Source organism: Legionella geestiana (assembly GCF_004571195.1).
In the GTDB taxonomy this organism is placed as follows: domain Bacteria; phylum Pseudomonadota; class Gammaproteobacteria; order Legionellales; family Legionellaceae; genus Legionella_B; species Legionella_B geestiana.
In genome coordinates this window covers 1,038,678-1,055,023 of the sequence record NZ_CP038271.1, presented here as the reverse complement: position 1 = coordinate 1,055,023, position 16,346 = coordinate 1,038,678, and the positions used below count along the sequence as shown (strand labels likewise).

The window sequence follows — 16,346 nt, the reverse complement described above, 5'->3', positions numbered from 1 at the left end:
TTTTTTTGTTCTTTTTAGGATGTATCTGGATGCGCACAGGCTTATTCTGGGATGCACAGGAAAACACATACTGGGTCTTTGATATCGCTGAAAACGGAGCAGCGCGTGCATATCGCGCCGACAGGCGAGCCGATAATCCCGCTTATTGTGGCTCATGGCGTTTGGCAGAATTTGGGGCGCGGGAGCTTCATCCGCTGCAAGACACTCTCGAGAGTTTTGGGTTTTTTGCGCTGGAAGAGGGCCGACTGTGGCATGGTATTACTGCGCGCATGCCTAAGCATGCCTTTAACCGCGCTGCCTGCTGCACGGGTATTTCAGCCCAGGGCACGCTTTGCTGGCAGCAGGTTTCGCCGTCAAATGCACCCCAATTGCTTCAGTATCCTGTGACGCGTCCTTTCCCGAATGCGCTCCTCCCACTTTCTCCTGATGATGTGAAAAAACGCTGGACGGCGCTTAAAAAAAACACGGCAACGTTTGCGATACAAATCCCCGACAGCCAGTTTTTCGAACTTCAAGAGGCAGCCGCAGCGCTTTTAATACCTGCTGACGCATATCCTGCCGCAGAAGACTGGCTTCGGGATATGGAAGAGGCTTTCACAAACCCGAATGATGCCCGCTTTTCTGCTCTCAATGATGAGGCTTCCCGCTCGGTGGATTGTCCCGTGCTTGCCGCAAAGTATAGTGGTAGCGGTATTCTTTTTATGCTGAAAAAATGGGTGCTCATTGAAGCGCTTACGGCAGTCTGTAACCGTGTGCGCGAGGCTTTTGGCTATCCTGTAGCGCACTACGGCGCGCCTCTCAGGCAGGAGCTTGACGCTGTACTTCGGGGTTTAAACGATAAAGAAGCGCATGTTGCTGAGTCACGGCGCCCAATTTTTAGAGCCGTACGGCAGGCACAGCAAAACTATTCCAACTGGTTTTATCATCGGATTGGCGGGCGTGGCGGCGAAACCTGGTGCACGCGTCTTTTTCGCCATACAGAAAGCGGTCAGCGTCTCGCCAGAGCCTTTGTGGATAATTACCCGATTGCGCAGAATGAAGACCTTGAAATTGCCTATGTTAACAGCTTTTTACGTGAATGGCGGCGCAACTGGCACCGGCATTCTTTTAGTGCCTTCCTTATGGATGCGCTCTGTACGATACCGAATACCCCGTGGAGTTTTTGCTGCAAGGAACTTGATAATCGTTATTGCCGTCAGGCAGTTTTTACAGCGATTGATAGTTTTTATAACACATCTTTGACGCAGGAAGGGAGGACACTCCCGAGTGCATTTGACCAGTACAGCATTTCATCGATTGACGCCTTTTGATTGAATTCGATTTCAATACCCAGATAATCCGCATCTTTAAAACGTTGACGCAGGCTGCGGGTCAGTCCATCGCTGTTACCGCGATAGGGGACATTGCGGCGAATACGAATATCTGGCAGTTTTTGGGCAAGTGCCCGCTGCAGGGTGATTGCGAGGTGTTTTTCCGAGGGGCGTGAGGGGTCGTAGAGGAGTCCTATAGCATTTGTGCGCACTTTACCATGAAGTTCAGGCGTAAAACTGTGCATCGACAGATGCAGCACAGGTTTTTCAGCGTGTATTAGTGCGGCAATATCAGAGGTCACCTTCTCGCGATAGGGATGATAGTACGCGCTAATCAGCGTGTTTTTTTGTGCCGCACTGAGATTGCGCGAAACATCAGAAAAGCAGTTTCTGTGGGTCAGCGAGCGATTGCAGTCAATCAAAAGGCGCGAGACAGAGGCTTCAGTCAGCGGGCATTGCAGCATGCCGGCAAGGTGGCGGGCAACGAGCTGCGCGCCGATATCATAGGCTTCATGGGTCTGTAAGCGCTCGCCAAATTGTTCGCGAAGCGCCATAAACTCGCCCGGCAGCGTATTGACGGCATGTTCACAGCTTAAATAATGGGCGAACGCGGTCATGGCAGAAACGGCCTGTTGCCTGCAAGGCAGTCAGCAAGTGTTGCACATGCCGCATGCAAAGCTTCTCTGGAAGGGGTTTGGCCGCAGACCCGCAGCAGGCGCTCCGCCAGATTGCCGTGCTGGAGAATACGGGCAATGGCGTTCCGTCCATCGGAGCTTAGCTGTGGTGCAATGGCATCAAACCAGTGGCTTAAGACTTCACGCGCGCTGACCGGATGGCACCCGTTAACTCCCCAATGCTCAAAAAGCGAGGTGTCATGAATTTCAGCGTTCAGGCCGTCGCGAATGGTGTCTTCATAAACGGCACGCAGGCGCGCGGTTTGCGGCGGATTTTCTGTGAGCATTGGGCAGGTGTCCACCAGATGCTTCAAAAGGCAGAAGACAAATTCTGCAATGCCAATATCAGCAGCCACGCACTCCTGGGTATCGAGAATACGAATTTCCAGGGCATTGCAGTCAAATTTTGGGATAACGCCACGTGAATTAAGCCAGCTGTGCTGTAAAATACCTTTAGGGTCATACGGGCTGATGTCGGCATACATTGGCGTCAGTATGTCGCGCGTGTAGGCCCGAGGATTGGGCGAAAAATCAGGAATAACGCCGCCAGTAATGGAGGGGATTTTCTGCTGGTTCGTGGCATAAACTGCAAGACGCGCGTCATGAAAGCCCGTATTTTTGCCATCCAGAAACGGTGTGCTGGCAGCGAGCGCCGGAAGCAGCGGCAGAATCAGGCGAATGGCACTGTGCAGCCTGCAAAATTCTTCGTCACCGGCATACGGCAGATTCACATGCATGCTTTGCAGGTTCGACCAGCCATGCCCGCGGCAGTCAAAGATGGTATCGTACTGAAGGTAAATATCACGATTACCGTGCGGCCAGCGGCGTGTCTCGGTGAGCGGATTCATCAGTGGATGCGCCCCTCCTGGTAGCAGTCGGCAGCCGAGGCGGTCAAGCGGCTCTTTTAAGGCCTCGAGTGCCTCCTGAAAATGTCTGGCAATCGGGGAGGCGGGAGAGCAGGGTGCGCTGTTTTTCAGCTCCAGCACATGCAATACCAGTTCGTTACTGACAGCAATATCACCAAGGTCTATTTCGTTGTCCAACACACCGTTCCCAAGTGTCTGGAGCACCCTGTCGCTCACGGGCTTGACTGCAAGGGTTTCGCAGTCGACCAGCATGTATTCGATTTCAATGCCTACGACTGAGAAGAGGGAGTGGGGGTGCATGTCAACCTCATTCCGGGCGTGAGTCCCGGGGTTTGATAACGAGCAGATTGGCATCGTGCGTGAGTACGCCAAGATGGATGGCGTTCATAAGCCGTGTGCTGCTCACCTTGTAATAATTATCATGCGAGAGCGGATTCTCCCGATGCGGGTCAGCCACCACAATGTGCCGATGATGCTCATCGTACCCGCAGAGTACGACAAAATGGCCACAGGGCGTACCCTTTATGTCATCGTAAGTCGATTGGCCGTCGTCTGTAAAGACTTCGCGCGGGCACTGATAGAGGTAGGTCGCACTCAATCCCGTGATAACGGGGAGATTTTCAGCAAAAAACGATTTAAGCAGCTGGATGCTCAACGTTTCGAAGCGCACGTTGCCGCCAAGCGCCAGAAAACGCAGAAATGCCGCACTGTCCTGAACAATGCCCGGCGTATGTTTGTGGCGAAGCTGCTGGTGGAGCTTTTCAGTCAGTTTGACCGTATCAACACCGCCATGATGAAACCAGGTGAGGTCAAAGGTTTCAAGGTTGGTGACATATACCGTTGCCTCAAAACCAAGCGTTAAGGCATGTACGCCCAAAAGGGCTGCCAGTGTGCCGCCTGACATGCTGCGCTCTACCCCGGCAATCACAGTCTCGAGGCTGATATCCACGCCAAAATAGCGGTATACGGCATGCAGGCTGGTGGGGCCGCAGGTTTCGTCATTGGGCTGGGTATGAATATCAATGGCTATCATGGCACCTCCAAAACGCATAGTTTAAAGCTAGATGTGCCGAGTGATTTTGTCAAAAATAGTTGCAGAATGTGGCTTGAATGCAACCAAGGTCTGACTTAGGATGAAGTACCGTTGTATCTGTAAAGGGTTTCTCATGTTGCACTGCATGATGATGGGGCTGCCAAAGTCTGGAAAAACCGCGCTGCTCAAAGCCCTTGAAGGACACCCGCCAGAGCGTTTGTACCGTCCTTCCTGCGAAGGCGTGCATCGGACTGAAACACCCGGGACCACGTGGTATGACCTTTCGGGCGATGAACGTTTTCAGGGCATTGTTGCGCGGTATATTCAACACATGCGCACACTGGATGTGGTTTTTTATTGCGTGAATCTTGCCGAACAATCCCTGCCAGAACCGGACGTTATCATAGCCGATTTGCAAAAGGTGCGTAACCGGGTGCGAGAGCCATTGTGTGTGCTGGTGGGAACGGCGGCCCTGAGTAACGGTGCACGCAGGAGAGAAGCGCTGCAGGCGCTCGCCAAAGCCTGTCGGTTTAACGCCACACTTGAGACCGACATTCACCATAAAGCCAGTCTGCAAGGAGTCTGGGCCTGTCTTGAACGCGTGCGCATGCAGCAGGAGGAGGAGCTTTTAGAAGACCGGCGGCGCATGGCGCTTGCCGAATTTGACGCGCACCGCGCGCGACTTAAAAATTCACTGCTCAAAACGGCTATTGGCAGTTTGAAAGACGCACTCTCCTGCAGTAAGCCTGAGCAGATTCAGGCGGTTTCCAATGCCCTGTGCGCATTGCTCGATGGCCTTGAGCGGAGCGAGAAGGATACACCCTATCGCATTGAACATTTTACCCGAAGCTCGAGGCACGCTATTGGCAGTGCCTGCCCATCAGTATCCTCAGCAATAGTAAAAGCCCTTGTCGCGGTGTTGATTGGGGTTGCCTGCGCGGCGTTGGCTGGAGTCGTTGGCGGGTTGGTGGGGGCGGCGTGTGGAGCATGGACGGGGCCCGGTGCGTTCTTCACCGCACTCGCAGGCGCCACCACTGCAGCGGCGATTGCCGTATGCGCCTGTGCCTGTGCGTTTGGTGCGAGCGCCATGGGGGTGGGTCTTTGGTTTTTTTTCAAGCCAAAGCCCGCGCCTGCCACCCAGGAGGTGTTAGACGCGTTAGCTTTGGATAGCCCGGATTCAAAGTCACTTTTTCAAGACAATTATATGGTGCCAGGCGCGTTCGAGAGTTGGTAGCCGCGACCTGGGTTTCCATCATCCGAGGCTGAAAAGTCGTCATCCTCATCTCTTTTTAGATTTGGCCGCCAATTTGGTGTTGTTTCGGGATTCAGATTCGTATCCCCCAAACGCGCCATGTTCCGCTCGAGCTCAGTTGCCCCCCAGGTGACAAAGAAGCGGTTGCTTGAGCAGAGATTGCCAATGCATTGCAGGGGGTAGAAAATATAACGCCGCACCCACTGGTAAAAGGTACTGTTTTCTCCGTCTGAAAAACGCTCGAGGTCATTTTGCAGGCGGCCGGTGACAATGCTCGAAAGCTGCTGGCGATAGGCCTCAGCCGGATTCGTGCGTTGATGTACCCCGCGGTTTTTAAGAAGATTTCTGGGATCAAGAAACTCATAATTTGCACGAGTGATAGCGTTCGACACCTCGTCTAAATACAGCCGGCGAGGATCATTTTGGACCAGGCCATTTTTGTATGTTTCAACAGTTCTCAGAATATCCTCGGCCACTGCCAGACTACGATTGCGAAGACGTTTGTCATGCTCTTCAAAGCTGGCAATGCGTTGATTAGCGGTTGCCGTGCATCGCTCAAAATCACTCTGGAGATCTTGATCTTCTGCCATACGCTCCCAAGTTCGCATGTTCGTTATGGCAGGATGACTTTGACCCACGATGGCTGGTGTAGTCGATACGCTTTGCAATGCTTCCTGCAGCCCTCTAAAGCGACCAATCAGGCTTGCCAGGTCCGTGCTCAGCTGGCTCAAGTCTAATGTGTGGCAAAAATTACGCTCGTGATAAGGGTTGCATGTGTTTCCAGTAAAGCTCAGGTGGTGCTGGTAGCCCTCTAAAACTACAATCTTTTCTTGGACCTGTTCCCAGGCCAGTCGCTTTTCTCGGGTCAGCCCGAGCTCGACAAGGAGCCTTTCAGCGTTTGCCAATCCGCAGCGAATTTCTTGATTCCATTCTTTTCTATTTTCGAATGTAAGCTCCGATAGCCGCGCACGCAGCGCGGCCATACGCTCCTTAAGGGAGGTGTTGCCTCTTATTATCGCCGAAGTATAAGGATTATCACGGTGCCCATCCACCGCGACTGGCTCGATAATGCGGGCATCAAGCTCGTTAATCTTTCTTGTGCAATTTGCTTTCAAGCCCACACTTACCCTGGGCCAGTATTCTTTTACAAACAATGAGGTCAGGCATGCACAATAGCGGTCAACATCGACTCTCAATTCATTAAGATGGATGGGGTCCTTTGATATCTGTCTTTGCCTGCTCGCTGCAGTTCTTAAAGACTGAATTGCCTTGTTATCATTACCCACCAGCGCACCAAGCTCAATTTCAAGAGCCTCTGCACGTCTTAACTGGTTTTCAGATTCCGTGTTAAAAATTTTCGTCAACAACTCTATGTATTCGCCAGCCGCGGAAATTAACGCTTCCAATTTGGGCGTAATGTGTTGGTTATTCAACAATATTTGCTTAAGCCACGCATGTCTGTCCTCGGGCGGCTCGTTTTGGGAGCTGGAACTGGAGCTTGTTGCCTGAGGCGTAAAAGTGGCATCTCTAAAAGCCTCGGCACGCTCTTTCTCCCTGTAAGCGGCGGTGACCATTTGCAAAGTCTCCTGCCCTGGATGGATCTCGGGCAGTCCGTAGAGTTTGACGATGGCCTTATTCAACTCCGTCAACAAAGTACTATTTTTTTTAAGCAGCGCTTTGACCGTATGTCGCTCGGTTGCAAACAGTGCTTCTGCCTCGTCAAGCGCTTTCTTTGCTGCAGCTTCCTTTGCATCGCGGGCGGCCCTTTCTTGAAGGGCTTGCGTAAATTTAGCCATGTGCTGTCCCAGTGCTTCGGCCACAGCACAGGCTTCAGAAAGCGCCTCTCGAGTGAGGTCGCCATCCTGGGGTACGCATTTGGGGATGGCGGAAACAAGTGGTTCAATCTTTTCGTGAGAAAGGGTACGCCCTGGTAAAAACTGTGAGACACGACCATTGTCCAGATGATCGCTAATCGCATCACACAACGCTGTGAGGGGCTCTCGCCGGGATTGCGGAAGTTTTTCAATGGTTTCTTGAAGATTTGTCAGATAGGGCTTCCAGTTCGCAAAGACTTCTTCGCTGGCATTGAGCTCTGGATATGCGGTAATCAGTGCCTCAAGCAGTAAGCGGGAGTGGGTAGATAAATTCGTAAAGGGTGTCAGAATCGCTTGTCGACAAGTTAGCGTATCAAGATAATCCGCATAATACACAAGTGCTTCTAAATGACGCCTTAAAGCGGTCCTGGCGGCTTCAGCGTCAATCATGCAGGGGGTGTGGCCTCCATTTGATGTTATGACGCTGGTAATTTGCGCAGCACTGAGAGGTAATTTATCCTCATTGCGCTCTCGGAGACTGTTTATTTCATGTTTTAACAGAAAGAAATCATTAATTCTTACTTCACTATGCTCCCCGGATGGATCTACATAATACAGCTTATTAGGATCATTGCTTCCAATAAAGATGTAGCTGTTTTTAAAACTTCCAAAATTTTCAGGTAATTCAGACATCAAATGGAGGTCACACACGTTCCAGGTTTTGGGCGCGTTTGGAAAGAGTCTTTTGATAGAGTCTCTTAAGGCGTGGTACAGAGGGGGTTTCCTGCTGTCTGGCGCGGGGGCCAGCAGGTCTGTAACGAGCTGATTGCCCGTTGCAAAACTAAAGCATTTGCTGAGAAATAAGGTTTCATTGAGTCCGTCAGTGTCAGCGTTACGTGCCCGCTCCTGATTCCACCATTTAGTAACCTCGATGAGCATCTTCTCAATGCGTTTCGGCATGGCGGGAGTCGCTGAAGAGCTGGCAGTTGTCTCGTTATGATACAGGGCCCACAGCCCATTCTCGAGATAATCAATAACAGACGCCAGTGGGTGCTCGGCAATTGCTGCTGGTTTTCTGTGTCGAGACTTTCCGTGTACCCTTTTAGACGGGCTCCTGGCGCTGGATACATTGCTTGATGAAGATGCCGATGCTTCAGTCAGCACGGCTGCAGGCGTATCAGTTCTACTGTTAAACGAGAAAAAATCTGCAACCCTTGTGAGGAAACGTGCTCCCTCGGGTTCAGCGTCTTCTGGCGGCGCCGGTGGGGGGGCTTCGGGGGATGCGTTGCGCGAGAGTAATCTTGAGAGAAAACCGGGCTCTTCTTTGAACTGTGTCATAAAACTCCCCCTTCGCCACCGTATGGCAAACTGCAGGTTTTCAGTATAACGAACAAACCTTAAGAAAACCCTGGCTCTTGCCTGACAGTCTAATGATCGTTAATTGCGCTGACAAGCTTTTATTTGGCGCTCAGGCAGATGCGTTTTCGCCAGTAAAGCAGCAGCGCCGGTGCGAGCATCAGTGCAATACCACAGCCAAAGACCAGGGGGTAGTGTGAAGTGCCTTCAGCACCGACACTGCTTTCCGGCGGAATAAAGCCGACAATAAGGGTAATCGTACATCCTGCGAGCCCAAGCAGGCAGGCCGTGTAAAATCCGGGCTTTCCGCCTGGAATTGCAAAAGGGCGCCTGATGTCTGGAAAACGTTTTTTAATGCGCAAGGCCGCCAGAAACAACATAACATACATCATGATATAAAGTTCGGTACTCAAATCCGTAAACAGCCAATAAATGGCATTGATACCTGGAAAGAGCAGAAATCCTGAGCAGAGCAGCGTCACAAGGATGGCCTGCAGCAGCAGGATGCGCGAGGCGATGCCGTGGCGGTTTCGACGGTAAAGCCAATGTGGCAAAAAGCCATTATCAGCAGCCAGCAGCAGACCCTTGGCCGGGGAAATAATCCAGTTCACCATGCTGCCAAGGCTTCCAATCAGCAACAGTATGGGAATAAGGGGCAGCAGCCACTCGAGGTGCCAGACAGCAAAGAAGTTTCCAAAAGCCTGCATCACGCCTTCAACGAGGTTAATCTTATCATGCGGCAGTACGACCGCAATGGCGAGCGAGCCAAGAATCATGGTGGTGAGAATGAGCAGCACCGAATAGAGCATGGCACGCGGGAAATTACGCTGCGGGTCACGCACATCGCGTACGTGTACCGCTGCTAGCTCCATACCGAGAAAAGACGTCATGATGGCGGTCAGTGACACCCAGGACTGCATGTCGCCCCAGCGTGGCAGAAGGTTTTGTGGATGTAAATCAATCGCCAGAGGTTGCCCCTGAATCACCCAGATAATGGCCAGCAGGATAATAAAGCCCATGGGCAGAATCATGCCGATGATGGCACAAAAACTGGCAAATGCGGCTGACGCACGCAGGCCGGAGAGCCCCACGAGGGTCAGTGACCAGAACACAATGAGAATCACACTCACGAGATAGAGCTTATTTTGGGCGAGTGCCGGGTTAATCAGCCAGGCGAGTGTGCCGGCAATAAAAGACAGGATGGTGGGGTACCAGACCATCGTGTTAATCCACTGCAGCCAGATGGTAAAGAACGCGGCATTTTCGCCGAACGCCCGTCTGACCCAGCTGTAAACCCCGCCTTCTTCATCGGCAAAGGTGGATGAGAGTTCCGCAGAAACGAGTGCCACGGGTATCAGGAAGACAATGGCAGAAAACGTGAAAAAAAAGAGAAGGGTAGAGCCGAAGAGTGCGGTTGTGGGCAGGTTGCGGATGCTGTCAATGGCGCCTGTGATAAGGAGCACAAGGGCAAAAACGGAAATTTGTCGGGCCGTGCCTTCTTTCATGTTCACCTGCTGCCGATGCGCGGCCTTGCGCCGAATTCTGCTAAACGGTCGATTTTGCATGCCTCACTTTGTGAAGTCAATCCCCGGACTTGTGCCGTGCCCTGCTACAGGCGGGTGAATCAGGAGCCTGCTGTGAGCGACATTTCCACTCATCAGGGGTGTATAGATGCAGTGACAGTGCATGCAGACCTGAAGCCCGTTCAGCATCGCACAATCCGTTAATCAGGCGATGGCGTGCGACACGCGACAGCCCTGTGAACGCCTCGGACACCATAACCACCTTAAAGTGGGTTTCAGCACCTGCCGGTACCTGATGGCCGGAAGATTCGTCATCAATGCTGAGATGCTCGCAGAGGATGGCCTCTGAGAGGGTGGACAATAAGCGGTCTTTACGGGACATGCGAAGGCTCTTTCGTGGTTTCGGAGAGTATACCGCGCACGATTCGCACTTTCCACTCGCACAATGGATGTTTTTCGCCTATCCTTGAGACAGCAGGTTCGCAAACGGAAAAAAAACATGAAACAAAAAGGATTCACACTCATAGAACTGATGATAGTGCTTGCCATCATCGGTATCCTGGCAGCCATCGCTGTACCCGCCTATCGCGATTACACTGTGCGTGCGCGGGTGATGGAGGGGCTCAATCTTGCCACAGCCGCAAAAACGTCTGTGGTGGAAGCCGCGCAAACCGCGGGCGGTCTTGAAGCCATTACCGCCGAGAACATCGGGTATACGTTTTCTGGAGCAACCGAAAATGTCAAAACCATTACGGTTGCCCCAAAAACCGGGATTATTACCATTCGCATGCAGCCGGTAGCCATGGACGTGGAGCTGCTGCTGACGCCTGTGGAGTCTCCCAGAGGCTCAGGCGCCCTGACCTGGCGCTGCTCGGTCAAGTCGCCTGAAGAAAACCGCTATGTGCCACAGATGTGTCGAGTCAGCGACTTAAATGCATCCTGAGCCGGTGACTCAGGCGCTCTCAACGCGAATGTTTTTCAAGCGCACATAATCGGGTAAACCGTCACGCCATGGCAGTGCGGCTTCTCCCTGAATCAGCGGTTGCAGATAGCGCCTGCAGGCCTCGGTAATGCCAAAACCGTCATCCCGTATATAGTCTGCCGGCAGGGTTTTTTCCTGGTTGGCGACTTTTTCGAGACTGACAGAATCGATTGACCAGCGGTAGGGGCTGTCGCTTTCACGGCGAATAATGGGCATGACGGCATGCTGTCCGGCAAGCGCGAGCTCTACCGCGGCGCGCCCAAGTGCATACGCCTGTTCCACGTCCACACTCGATGCCACATGGCGTGCGGCGCGCTGCAGATAGTCTGCCACTGCCCAGTGGTATTTATACCCAAGCTTTTCTTTCACAAGGCTTGCCAGTACCGGTGCTACACCTCCAAGCTGCGCGTGGCCAAACGCGTCACGAAGGCCGGCATCACTCAAAAATTTACCGTCCTCGTTACGAATGCCTTCAGAGGCTACTACGACACAATAGCCATGGTCGCGTACGCAGGCATCGACCTTTTCCAGAAAGCGTGACGCGTCAAAAGCGACTTCTGGAAATAGAATCAGGTGCGGCGGCTCGGCGGCACTCGAGCCGGCAAGGCCTGCTGCTGCGGCAATCCAGCCGGCGTGCCGTCCCATGACTTCAAGAATGAAAACTTTTGTCGAGGTGGCCGCCATGGAGGCAACGTCAAACCCCGCCTCACGTGTTGAAACCGCGACATATTTGGCGACAGAACCAAAGCCTGGACAGCAGTCCGTGAAGGGCAGGTCGTTATCTACGGTTTTGGGAATACCGACACAGGTGATGGGATACCCCATGCGGGAGCCAATCTGGGACACTTTCCATGCGGTATCCTGGGAATCGCCGCCACCGTTGTAGAAAAAATAACCGATATCGTGTGCACGAAACACCTCGATAAGGCGTTCGAATTCTTCGCCATCATTCTTAAGTTTGTAACGGCAGGAACCAAATGCGCCACCTGGCGTGTGCATCAGCTTCGCGATATCGGCATCGCTCTCAAGCGACGTGTCGATGAGCTTGTTGTTCAGTGCACCGAGAATGCCATTCTCTGCGGCATACACCTTGCCGATTTTATCGGGATGCAGGCGCGCGGTCTGCAAAACTCCGCAGGCTGAGGCATTAATCACAGCGGTAACGCCACCGGATTGAGCATAAATAGCATTGCGCAAGGTCATGTTTTCTCCTTCATGGGTGAGACGATTCTATGGCTTTTGACGGCAGGGATGAGGCTGCGCTGGCAGCAAAATCGCCGTTTGCCCACGCAGCAGCTACTGCATCAAGGCTTTCGAGGAATGCACGGAAAATATCCTCAAGCGATGCGCAGTCACTGGCGCCGCGTGCGCTGGTTTCAAGGAGCACCACCTGCTCCATCAGCTTTGGCACCCCGCAAAAGCAGCAGGCTCCATGGAGCCTGTGCGCGGCATTTTCCAGCGCTTTGACTTGATTGGTGGCAAAAAAACGGACGAATTCAGGACGCTCTTTTACCAAATCCTCTACAAAGCGCGCCATAAATTCGCGGGCAAGTGCCTCATTATTAGATGCTTTTTGCAGACAGACCGGCCAGTCAATGACGGCATTTTGCGCCTGGTGCAGGGCATCAAGCAGGTACTCAAACAGCTCTTTCTCATCCACAGGCTTTTGCAGGCACAGGCTCACCCCGGCTTTTTGCAGTTGTTCGGCATGCAGGTCAGTACTGTTCGCGCTGATAACCGCGATGGGAGTATCGCGGTTTAACAGCGAGGCATGACGGATGCGCGAAGCGGCCTCGAGTCCCCCCATGCGCGGCATCTGTAAATCAAGAAGAATCGCATGGAAACGCTTGGTATCGCACAGTGCCACGGCTTCTTCCCCATCCGATACCGCGACCACCCGTGCGTGTCCGGCCAGCAGTGAATTCATCAAGAGCCGGTTAACGGCATTGTCTTCTGCAAGCAGCACATCGGGACAAACTGATTGTAAACGTGTACGCAGACGCGCCTGCTCGGGCTCGAGAGACGGGGTTGCCGTATTCTGCAGCATCTCCAGGGTATCCATGAGTTTTTGAATGCTGATGGGCTTAAACAGGAAAGCGGCCGCACCCAGAGTATCATGATCAGGTATGAATTGTTTGGCAACGGCGACAGCCGGGAGGTTGCGAATTTTAAGAATGGGAGCTATCTGGCGCTCGCAGCCCTGGTTGACGTGCACAAATGCGATATCAAAGCTTTGACTCGAGCGCATCATCTCTTCCAGTTCTTTGAGGTTACCGGTCGGAGTACACTGGACGCCCCAGTATCCAAGGCCATTGCAAAGTGCTTCAAGATGCAGTGGATTTTCATCAAAACAGAGTGCGGAAAGGTGCGCGAATCGGCGGCTTTGATTTTTTTCGACTTCATAGGCCGTGAGTTTTTCCAGCCGCAGGGTGACTGAAAAGGTAGAGCCTTTGTGTGGCGTACTCTCGAGACTGATTTTACCCTGCATCTCTTCCGTCAGTTTTTTGCAGATAACAAGTCCAAGACCGGTACCGCCAAAACGGCGGATAATAGTGGTGTCGGCCTGGTTAAACGCATTGAAGAGCCGGGTCTGATCTTCTGGTGCAATGCCAATGCCGGTGTCAGTCACTGAGAGGCAGAGGGTGTAATCTCTCTGGGTTTCCGCCTGAATATGGGTACGCACCAGCACGAAGCCTCTGTCGGTAAATTTGACCGCGTTGCCAACGAGGTTTCGGATAATCTGCTTGATGCGCAGCGGGTCGCCAAGCACCATGTGCGGCACCGAAACATCGGTAATCGGGATAAGGTCAAGTCCCTTGCGGTGCGCGTTGGGAGCAGAAAGCGTCAGGACCTCATCGATACAGGCGCGGATATCGAGGGGAATGCAGTCAAGGTGCAGTTTGCCCGCATCCATTTTGGAATAATCAAGGATGTCGTTGATGATGGTCAGTAAATCATGCGCCGAAGATTTAATGGTTTTAACATAATCCATCTGCAGGGGGTCGAGTTTGCCCTCGAGCAGCACATTGGTAAAGCCGATAACGCCGTTCATGGGGGTACGGATTTCATGGCTCATATTGGCAATGAATTCCGATTTCTGGCGGCTTTTTTCCTCCGCTTTTTTCTTTTCGAGCAGCAGTTCAACGTTTTTTTCTTCCAAAAGCTCAAGGCTTTGCTGCAGGTCGGCGGTGGCGGTTTCGATGTGCTGGTTTAAATCTTCAACGGCATCCAGATATTGTCGCTGCAGATACGCACAGCCGCGCTCGATGGTACCAAGGTCCCCGTGACTGGTCGTGCGCACCGGGGTTTCAAACTCGTTGCGCAGAATCTGGCTCATGCTGCGTCGCAGGCGGGTAATTGGCAGATAAATGCGGCGTGCGAAGAAAAAATGCACGCTGAGTCCAATGAGCAGGCCAAGCAGCGTGATGAACGTGGTCACCATATACATCTGATAGCGCTTGATGAGGGTTGACTGGGTGTCGATATCGATAGAGAGCCAGCCAAGCACGTCATCAGGCTGCCAGGCGAGGGGAACTCTGTGCGATACGGCAGGCCGTGGGGCGTAGAGGTTATATTGTGGCAGCGTCACGGGAGCCACAAAGTGGATGGTGTTGGTGTCGATATGACGGCTTTCGATATAGTCGCCGGTAAAAGGGGGCGGTGAGAAGGGTTTGACCAGCGAATGCTTGCCGCCGCGATAGGCGAGCAGTTCGCCCTCACGGTTATAAAATGCGATGGTTTTGATTTCAGGGTTGATGGAAGATGCGTTGATAAGTCCCTGAAGCGTGCGGGCGTCTTTTTGCAGCATGGCAAACTGGGCGGCTGGCAGAAGCTGACGAATGTAAGCCTCCCCAAGGCGTGACATGTGCTGTTTAAGATCGTGCCCGTACTGGCCGTTATAAAATACCGCAAAAAGAAGGGCAACCAGCAGTACTGGAATGAGGGTGGTAACACGCAGCTGGTATTTGATTCCCATGCTTTTCACAGACACATCCTGAACTGGCTTTTCGCCATGGGCAAAATCAGCTAGTATATCCTGTTTTCTTTTTTGTACACAACGGAGTTTCCCATGGGCGTGAGAACGCGTTTTGCCCCGAGTCCTACCGGATTTTTGCACGTTGGCGGTGTTCGCACTGCGCTGTTTTCCTGGTTGTTCGCGCGCCATCATCAGGGTGAGTTTGTGCTGCGCATTGAAGACACGGACGCAGAGCGGTCTACCCGTGAGTCCGTGGACGCGATTCTCGAGGGCATGCGCTGGCTTGGCCTTGACTGGGATGAGGGTCCAGTTTTTCAGACCGCGCGCTATGACCGCTACCGTGAGGTTGTGCAAAACTGGCTGGATACCGGCATTGCCTATCGCTGTACCTGCTCGAAAGAGCGCCTCGAAACCCTCCGTGCCGCACAGATGGAGGCACGCGAAAAGCCGCGCTATGACGGCCATTGCCGCGACAGGCAGCTTGGAGCGGATGTCGGTCCGCATGTTGTGCGCTTTAAAAATCCGCTGGAAGGAATCGTGTCGTTTGCCGACCATGTGTATGGCGATATTCACGTGGATAATCGTGAACTGGATGACCTGATTATCGTTCGTACCGATGGCCATCCAACCTACAATTTTGCGGTTGTAATTGATGATTTTGACATGCAGATAACGCATGTTATTCGTGGCGATGATCACATTAATAACACACCGCGTCAGATTAATCTGTTTCGCGCTCTTAATGCCCCGGTACCAGAGTTCGCGCATTTGCCGATGATTCTTGGCGAAGATGGCAAGCGTTTGTCTAAACGCCATGGGGCGGTGAGCGTGCTTGATTTTCGTGAGGCGGGCGTATTGCCGCACGCCCTGCTGAATTATCTCGTTCGGCTTGGATGGTCATCGGGCGACCGCGAAATTTTCAGCCTGCCTGAAATGATTGAGGCGTTTGATCTCACGAACGTCAGCCGCGGTGTTTCCGGGTTTAACCATGAAAAGCTCTATTGGCTGAATCAGCATTATCAGCGCACCGACAGCGCCGAAAGCACAGCGCGCGCACTGCTGTGGCATTTTGAAAAACGGGGCGTGGATGTGCAGCAGGGGCCTGCGCTCGAGAACGTTGTGAGCCTGCAGGCCGAGCGGTGTAAAACGCTTGAAGAAATGTGTGAAAAAAGCCTGTATTTTTACACCGATGCGCTCGAATATGACGATAATGCGGTCAAAAAACATTTGCGCCCGGTGGTGCTTGCGCCGCTGGCGGCGGTACTTGAGCGCCTGCGTACGCTCGATAAATGGGAGCCTGAACATCTGCAGGAATGCATTAACGATATCAGTGCCGAATTTGACATAAATATGGGCAAAATTGCACAGCCATTGCGTGTTGCAGTCACCGGCAGCGGCATGTCGCCTGCTATTGATGTTACCCTTGCATTAATCGGTAAAAAACGCGTTATCCCGCGCATTGAACACGCAATTTTGCTGATTGAAAAACGCGCGAATTCGTAAGCACTTTGCAAAGCCAAAATTTCTTTGCTACGATGTTTGCGCTTTAACGATTAACGT

General features: G+C 52.6%; 12 protein-coding genes. 4 read left to right on the top strand and 8 right to left on the bottom strand.

The genetic code is table 11. The annotated features are described in order from the left end of the window. Positions 1-29: 29 nt before the first annotated feature. On the top strand, positions 30-1,310 hold the full coding sequence (locus E4T54_RS04600; protein ID WP_028385934.1) for a hypothetical protein: 1,281 nt from the start codon (positions 30-32) through the stop codon (positions 1,308-1,310). Here E4T54_RS04600 and E4T54_RS04595 read toward each other — a convergent pair. From E4T54_RS04595 to E4T54_RS04585, 3 genes are read right to left on the bottom strand one after another with little or no spacing between them, the layout of a single operon-like run. After that, positions 1,226-1,927 carry an N-formylglutamate amidohydrolase gene (locus E4T54_RS04595; protein ID WP_028385933.1) on the bottom strand — a complete coding sequence of 234 codons (702 nt, stop codon included), beginning with the start codon at positions 1,925-1,927 and terminating at the stop codon, positions 1,226-1,228. The two genes, E4T54_RS04600 and E4T54_RS04595, sit on opposite strands and share 85 nt — an antisense overlap. Next, complete coding sequence (locus E4T54_RS04590; protein WP_051550827.1) at positions 1,924-3,150, bottom strand: carboxylate-amine ligase; 1,227 nt, start codon at positions 3,148-3,150, stop codon at positions 1,924-1,926. Before E4T54_RS04590 ends, E4T54_RS04595 begins: the two co-directional genes overlap by 4 nt. 7 nt (positions 3,151-3,157) lie before the next feature. Further along, a complete protein-coding gene (locus tag E4T54_RS04585; RefSeq protein ID WP_028385932.1) occupies positions 3,158-3,883 on the bottom strand; it encodes a cysteine peptidase family C39 domain-containing protein in 726 nt (241 codons plus the stop codon). 133 nt (positions 3,884-4,016) lie between these two features. Between E4T54_RS04585 and E4T54_RS04580 the strand changes: the two genes are divergently transcribed. Further along, positions 4,017-5,117, top strand: coding sequence for a P-loop NTPase family protein (locus E4T54_RS04580; protein WP_028385931.1), 1,101 nt, complete (start codon positions 4,017-4,019; stop codon positions 5,115-5,117). On the opposite strand, the gene E4T54_RS04575 is transcribed toward E4T54_RS04580, so the two are convergent. The 3 genes from E4T54_RS04575 to E4T54_RS04565 all read right to left on the bottom strand — a co-directional run bounded on the left by E4T54_RS04575 (position 5,084) and on the right by E4T54_RS04565 (position 10,210). Next, a complete protein-coding gene (locus E4T54_RS04575; RefSeq protein WP_028385930.1) occupies positions 5,084-8,287 on the bottom strand; it encodes a hypothetical protein in 3,204 nt (1,067 codons plus the stop codon). The genes E4T54_RS04580 and E4T54_RS04575 overlap by 34 nt on opposite strands. 119 nt (positions 8,288-8,406) lie before the next feature. Continuing rightward, positions 8,407-9,810 carry an APC family permease gene (locus E4T54_RS04570; RefSeq protein ID WP_028385929.1) on the bottom strand — a complete coding sequence of 468 codons (1,404 nt, stop codon included), beginning with the start codon at positions 9,808-9,810 and terminating at the stop codon, positions 8,407-8,409. Between the two features lie 76 nt (positions 9,811-9,886). Further along, on the bottom strand, positions 9,887-10,210 hold the full coding sequence (locus E4T54_RS04565; protein ID WP_028385928.1) for a BolA family protein: 324 nt from the start codon (positions 10,208-10,210) through the stop codon (positions 9,887-9,889). Between the two features lie 117 nt (positions 10,211-10,327). Here E4T54_RS04565 and E4T54_RS04560 point away from each other — a divergent pair, with 117 nt between their 5' ends. Further along, positions 10,328-10,771 carry a pilin gene (locus E4T54_RS04560; RefSeq protein WP_028385927.1) on the top strand — a complete coding sequence of 148 codons (444 nt, stop codon included), beginning with the start codon at positions 10,328-10,330 and terminating at the stop codon, positions 10,769-10,771. Between the two features lie 9 nt (positions 10,772-10,780). Here E4T54_RS04560 and E4T54_RS04555 read toward each other — a convergent pair whose 3' ends face one another. Both E4T54_RS04555 and letS read right to left on the bottom strand, forming a co-directional pair. Next, complete coding sequence (locus E4T54_RS04555; RefSeq protein ID WP_028385926.1) at positions 10,781-12,013, bottom strand: 6-phosphofructokinase; 1,233 nt, start codon at positions 12,011-12,013, stop codon at positions 10,781-10,783. A gap of 10 nt (positions 12,014-12,023) precedes the next feature. Further along, positions 12,024-14,786 carry a two-component system sensor histidine kinase LetS gene (gene letS, locus E4T54_RS04550; protein WP_172607336.1) on the bottom strand — a complete coding sequence of 921 codons (2,763 nt, stop codon included), beginning with the start codon at positions 14,784-14,786 and terminating at the stop codon, positions 12,024-12,026. 93 nt (positions 14,787-14,879) lie between these two features. On the opposite strand from letS, the gene gltX reads away from it, so the two are divergent. Further along, a complete protein-coding gene (gene gltX, locus E4T54_RS04545) occupies positions 14,880-16,289 on the top strand; it encodes a glutamate--tRNA ligase (protein WP_028385925.1) in 1,410 nt (469 codons plus the stop codon). The last annotated feature ends 57 nt before the right edge of the window (positions 16,290-16,346 follow it).

Bases quoted from the DNA above. Each gene is read 5' to 3' on its own strand.
- E4T54_RS04600 (WP_028385934.1), top strand. From the start codon at position 30: ATGCGCACAGGCTTATTCTGGGATGCACAGGAAAACACATACTGGGTC.
- E4T54_RS04595 (WP_028385933.1), bottom strand. From the start codon at position 1,927: ATGACCGCGTTCGCCCATTATTTAAGCTGTGAACATGCCGTCAATACG.
- E4T54_RS04590 (WP_051550827.1), bottom strand. From the start codon at position 3,150: ATGCACCCCCACTCCCTCTTCTCAGTCGTAGGCATTGAAATCGAATAC.
- E4T54_RS04585 (WP_028385932.1), bottom strand. From the start codon at position 3,883: ATGATAGCCATTGATATTCATACCCAGCCCAATGACGAAACCTGCGGC.
- E4T54_RS04580 (WP_028385931.1), top strand. From the start codon at position 4,017: ATGTTGCACTGCATGATGATGGGGCTGCCAAAGTCTGGAAAAACCGCG.
- E4T54_RS04575 (WP_028385930.1), bottom strand. From the start codon at position 8,287: ATGACACAGTTCAAAGAAGAGCCCGGTTTTCTCTCAAGATTACTCTCG.
- E4T54_RS04570 (WP_028385929.1), bottom strand. From the start codon at position 9,810: ATGAAAGAAGGCACGGCCCGACAAATTTCCGTTTTTGCCCTTGTGCTC.
- E4T54_RS04565 (WP_028385928.1), bottom strand. From the start codon at position 10,210: ATGTCCCGTAAAGACCGCTTATTGTCCACCCTCTCAGAGGCCATCCTC.
- E4T54_RS04560 (WP_028385927.1), top strand. From the start codon at position 10,328: ATGAAACAAAAAGGATTCACACTCATAGAACTGATGATAGTGCTTGCC.
- E4T54_RS04555 (WP_028385926.1), bottom strand. From the start codon at position 12,013: ATGACCTTGCGCAATGCTATTTATGCTCAATCCGGTGGCGTTACCGCT.
- letS (WP_172607336.1), bottom strand. From the start codon at position 14,786: ATGGGAATCAAATACCAGCTGCGTGTTACCACCCTCATTCCAGTACTG.
- gltX (WP_028385925.1), top strand. From the start codon at position 14,880: ATGGGCGTGAGAACGCGTTTTGCCCCGAGTCCTACCGGATTTTTGCAC.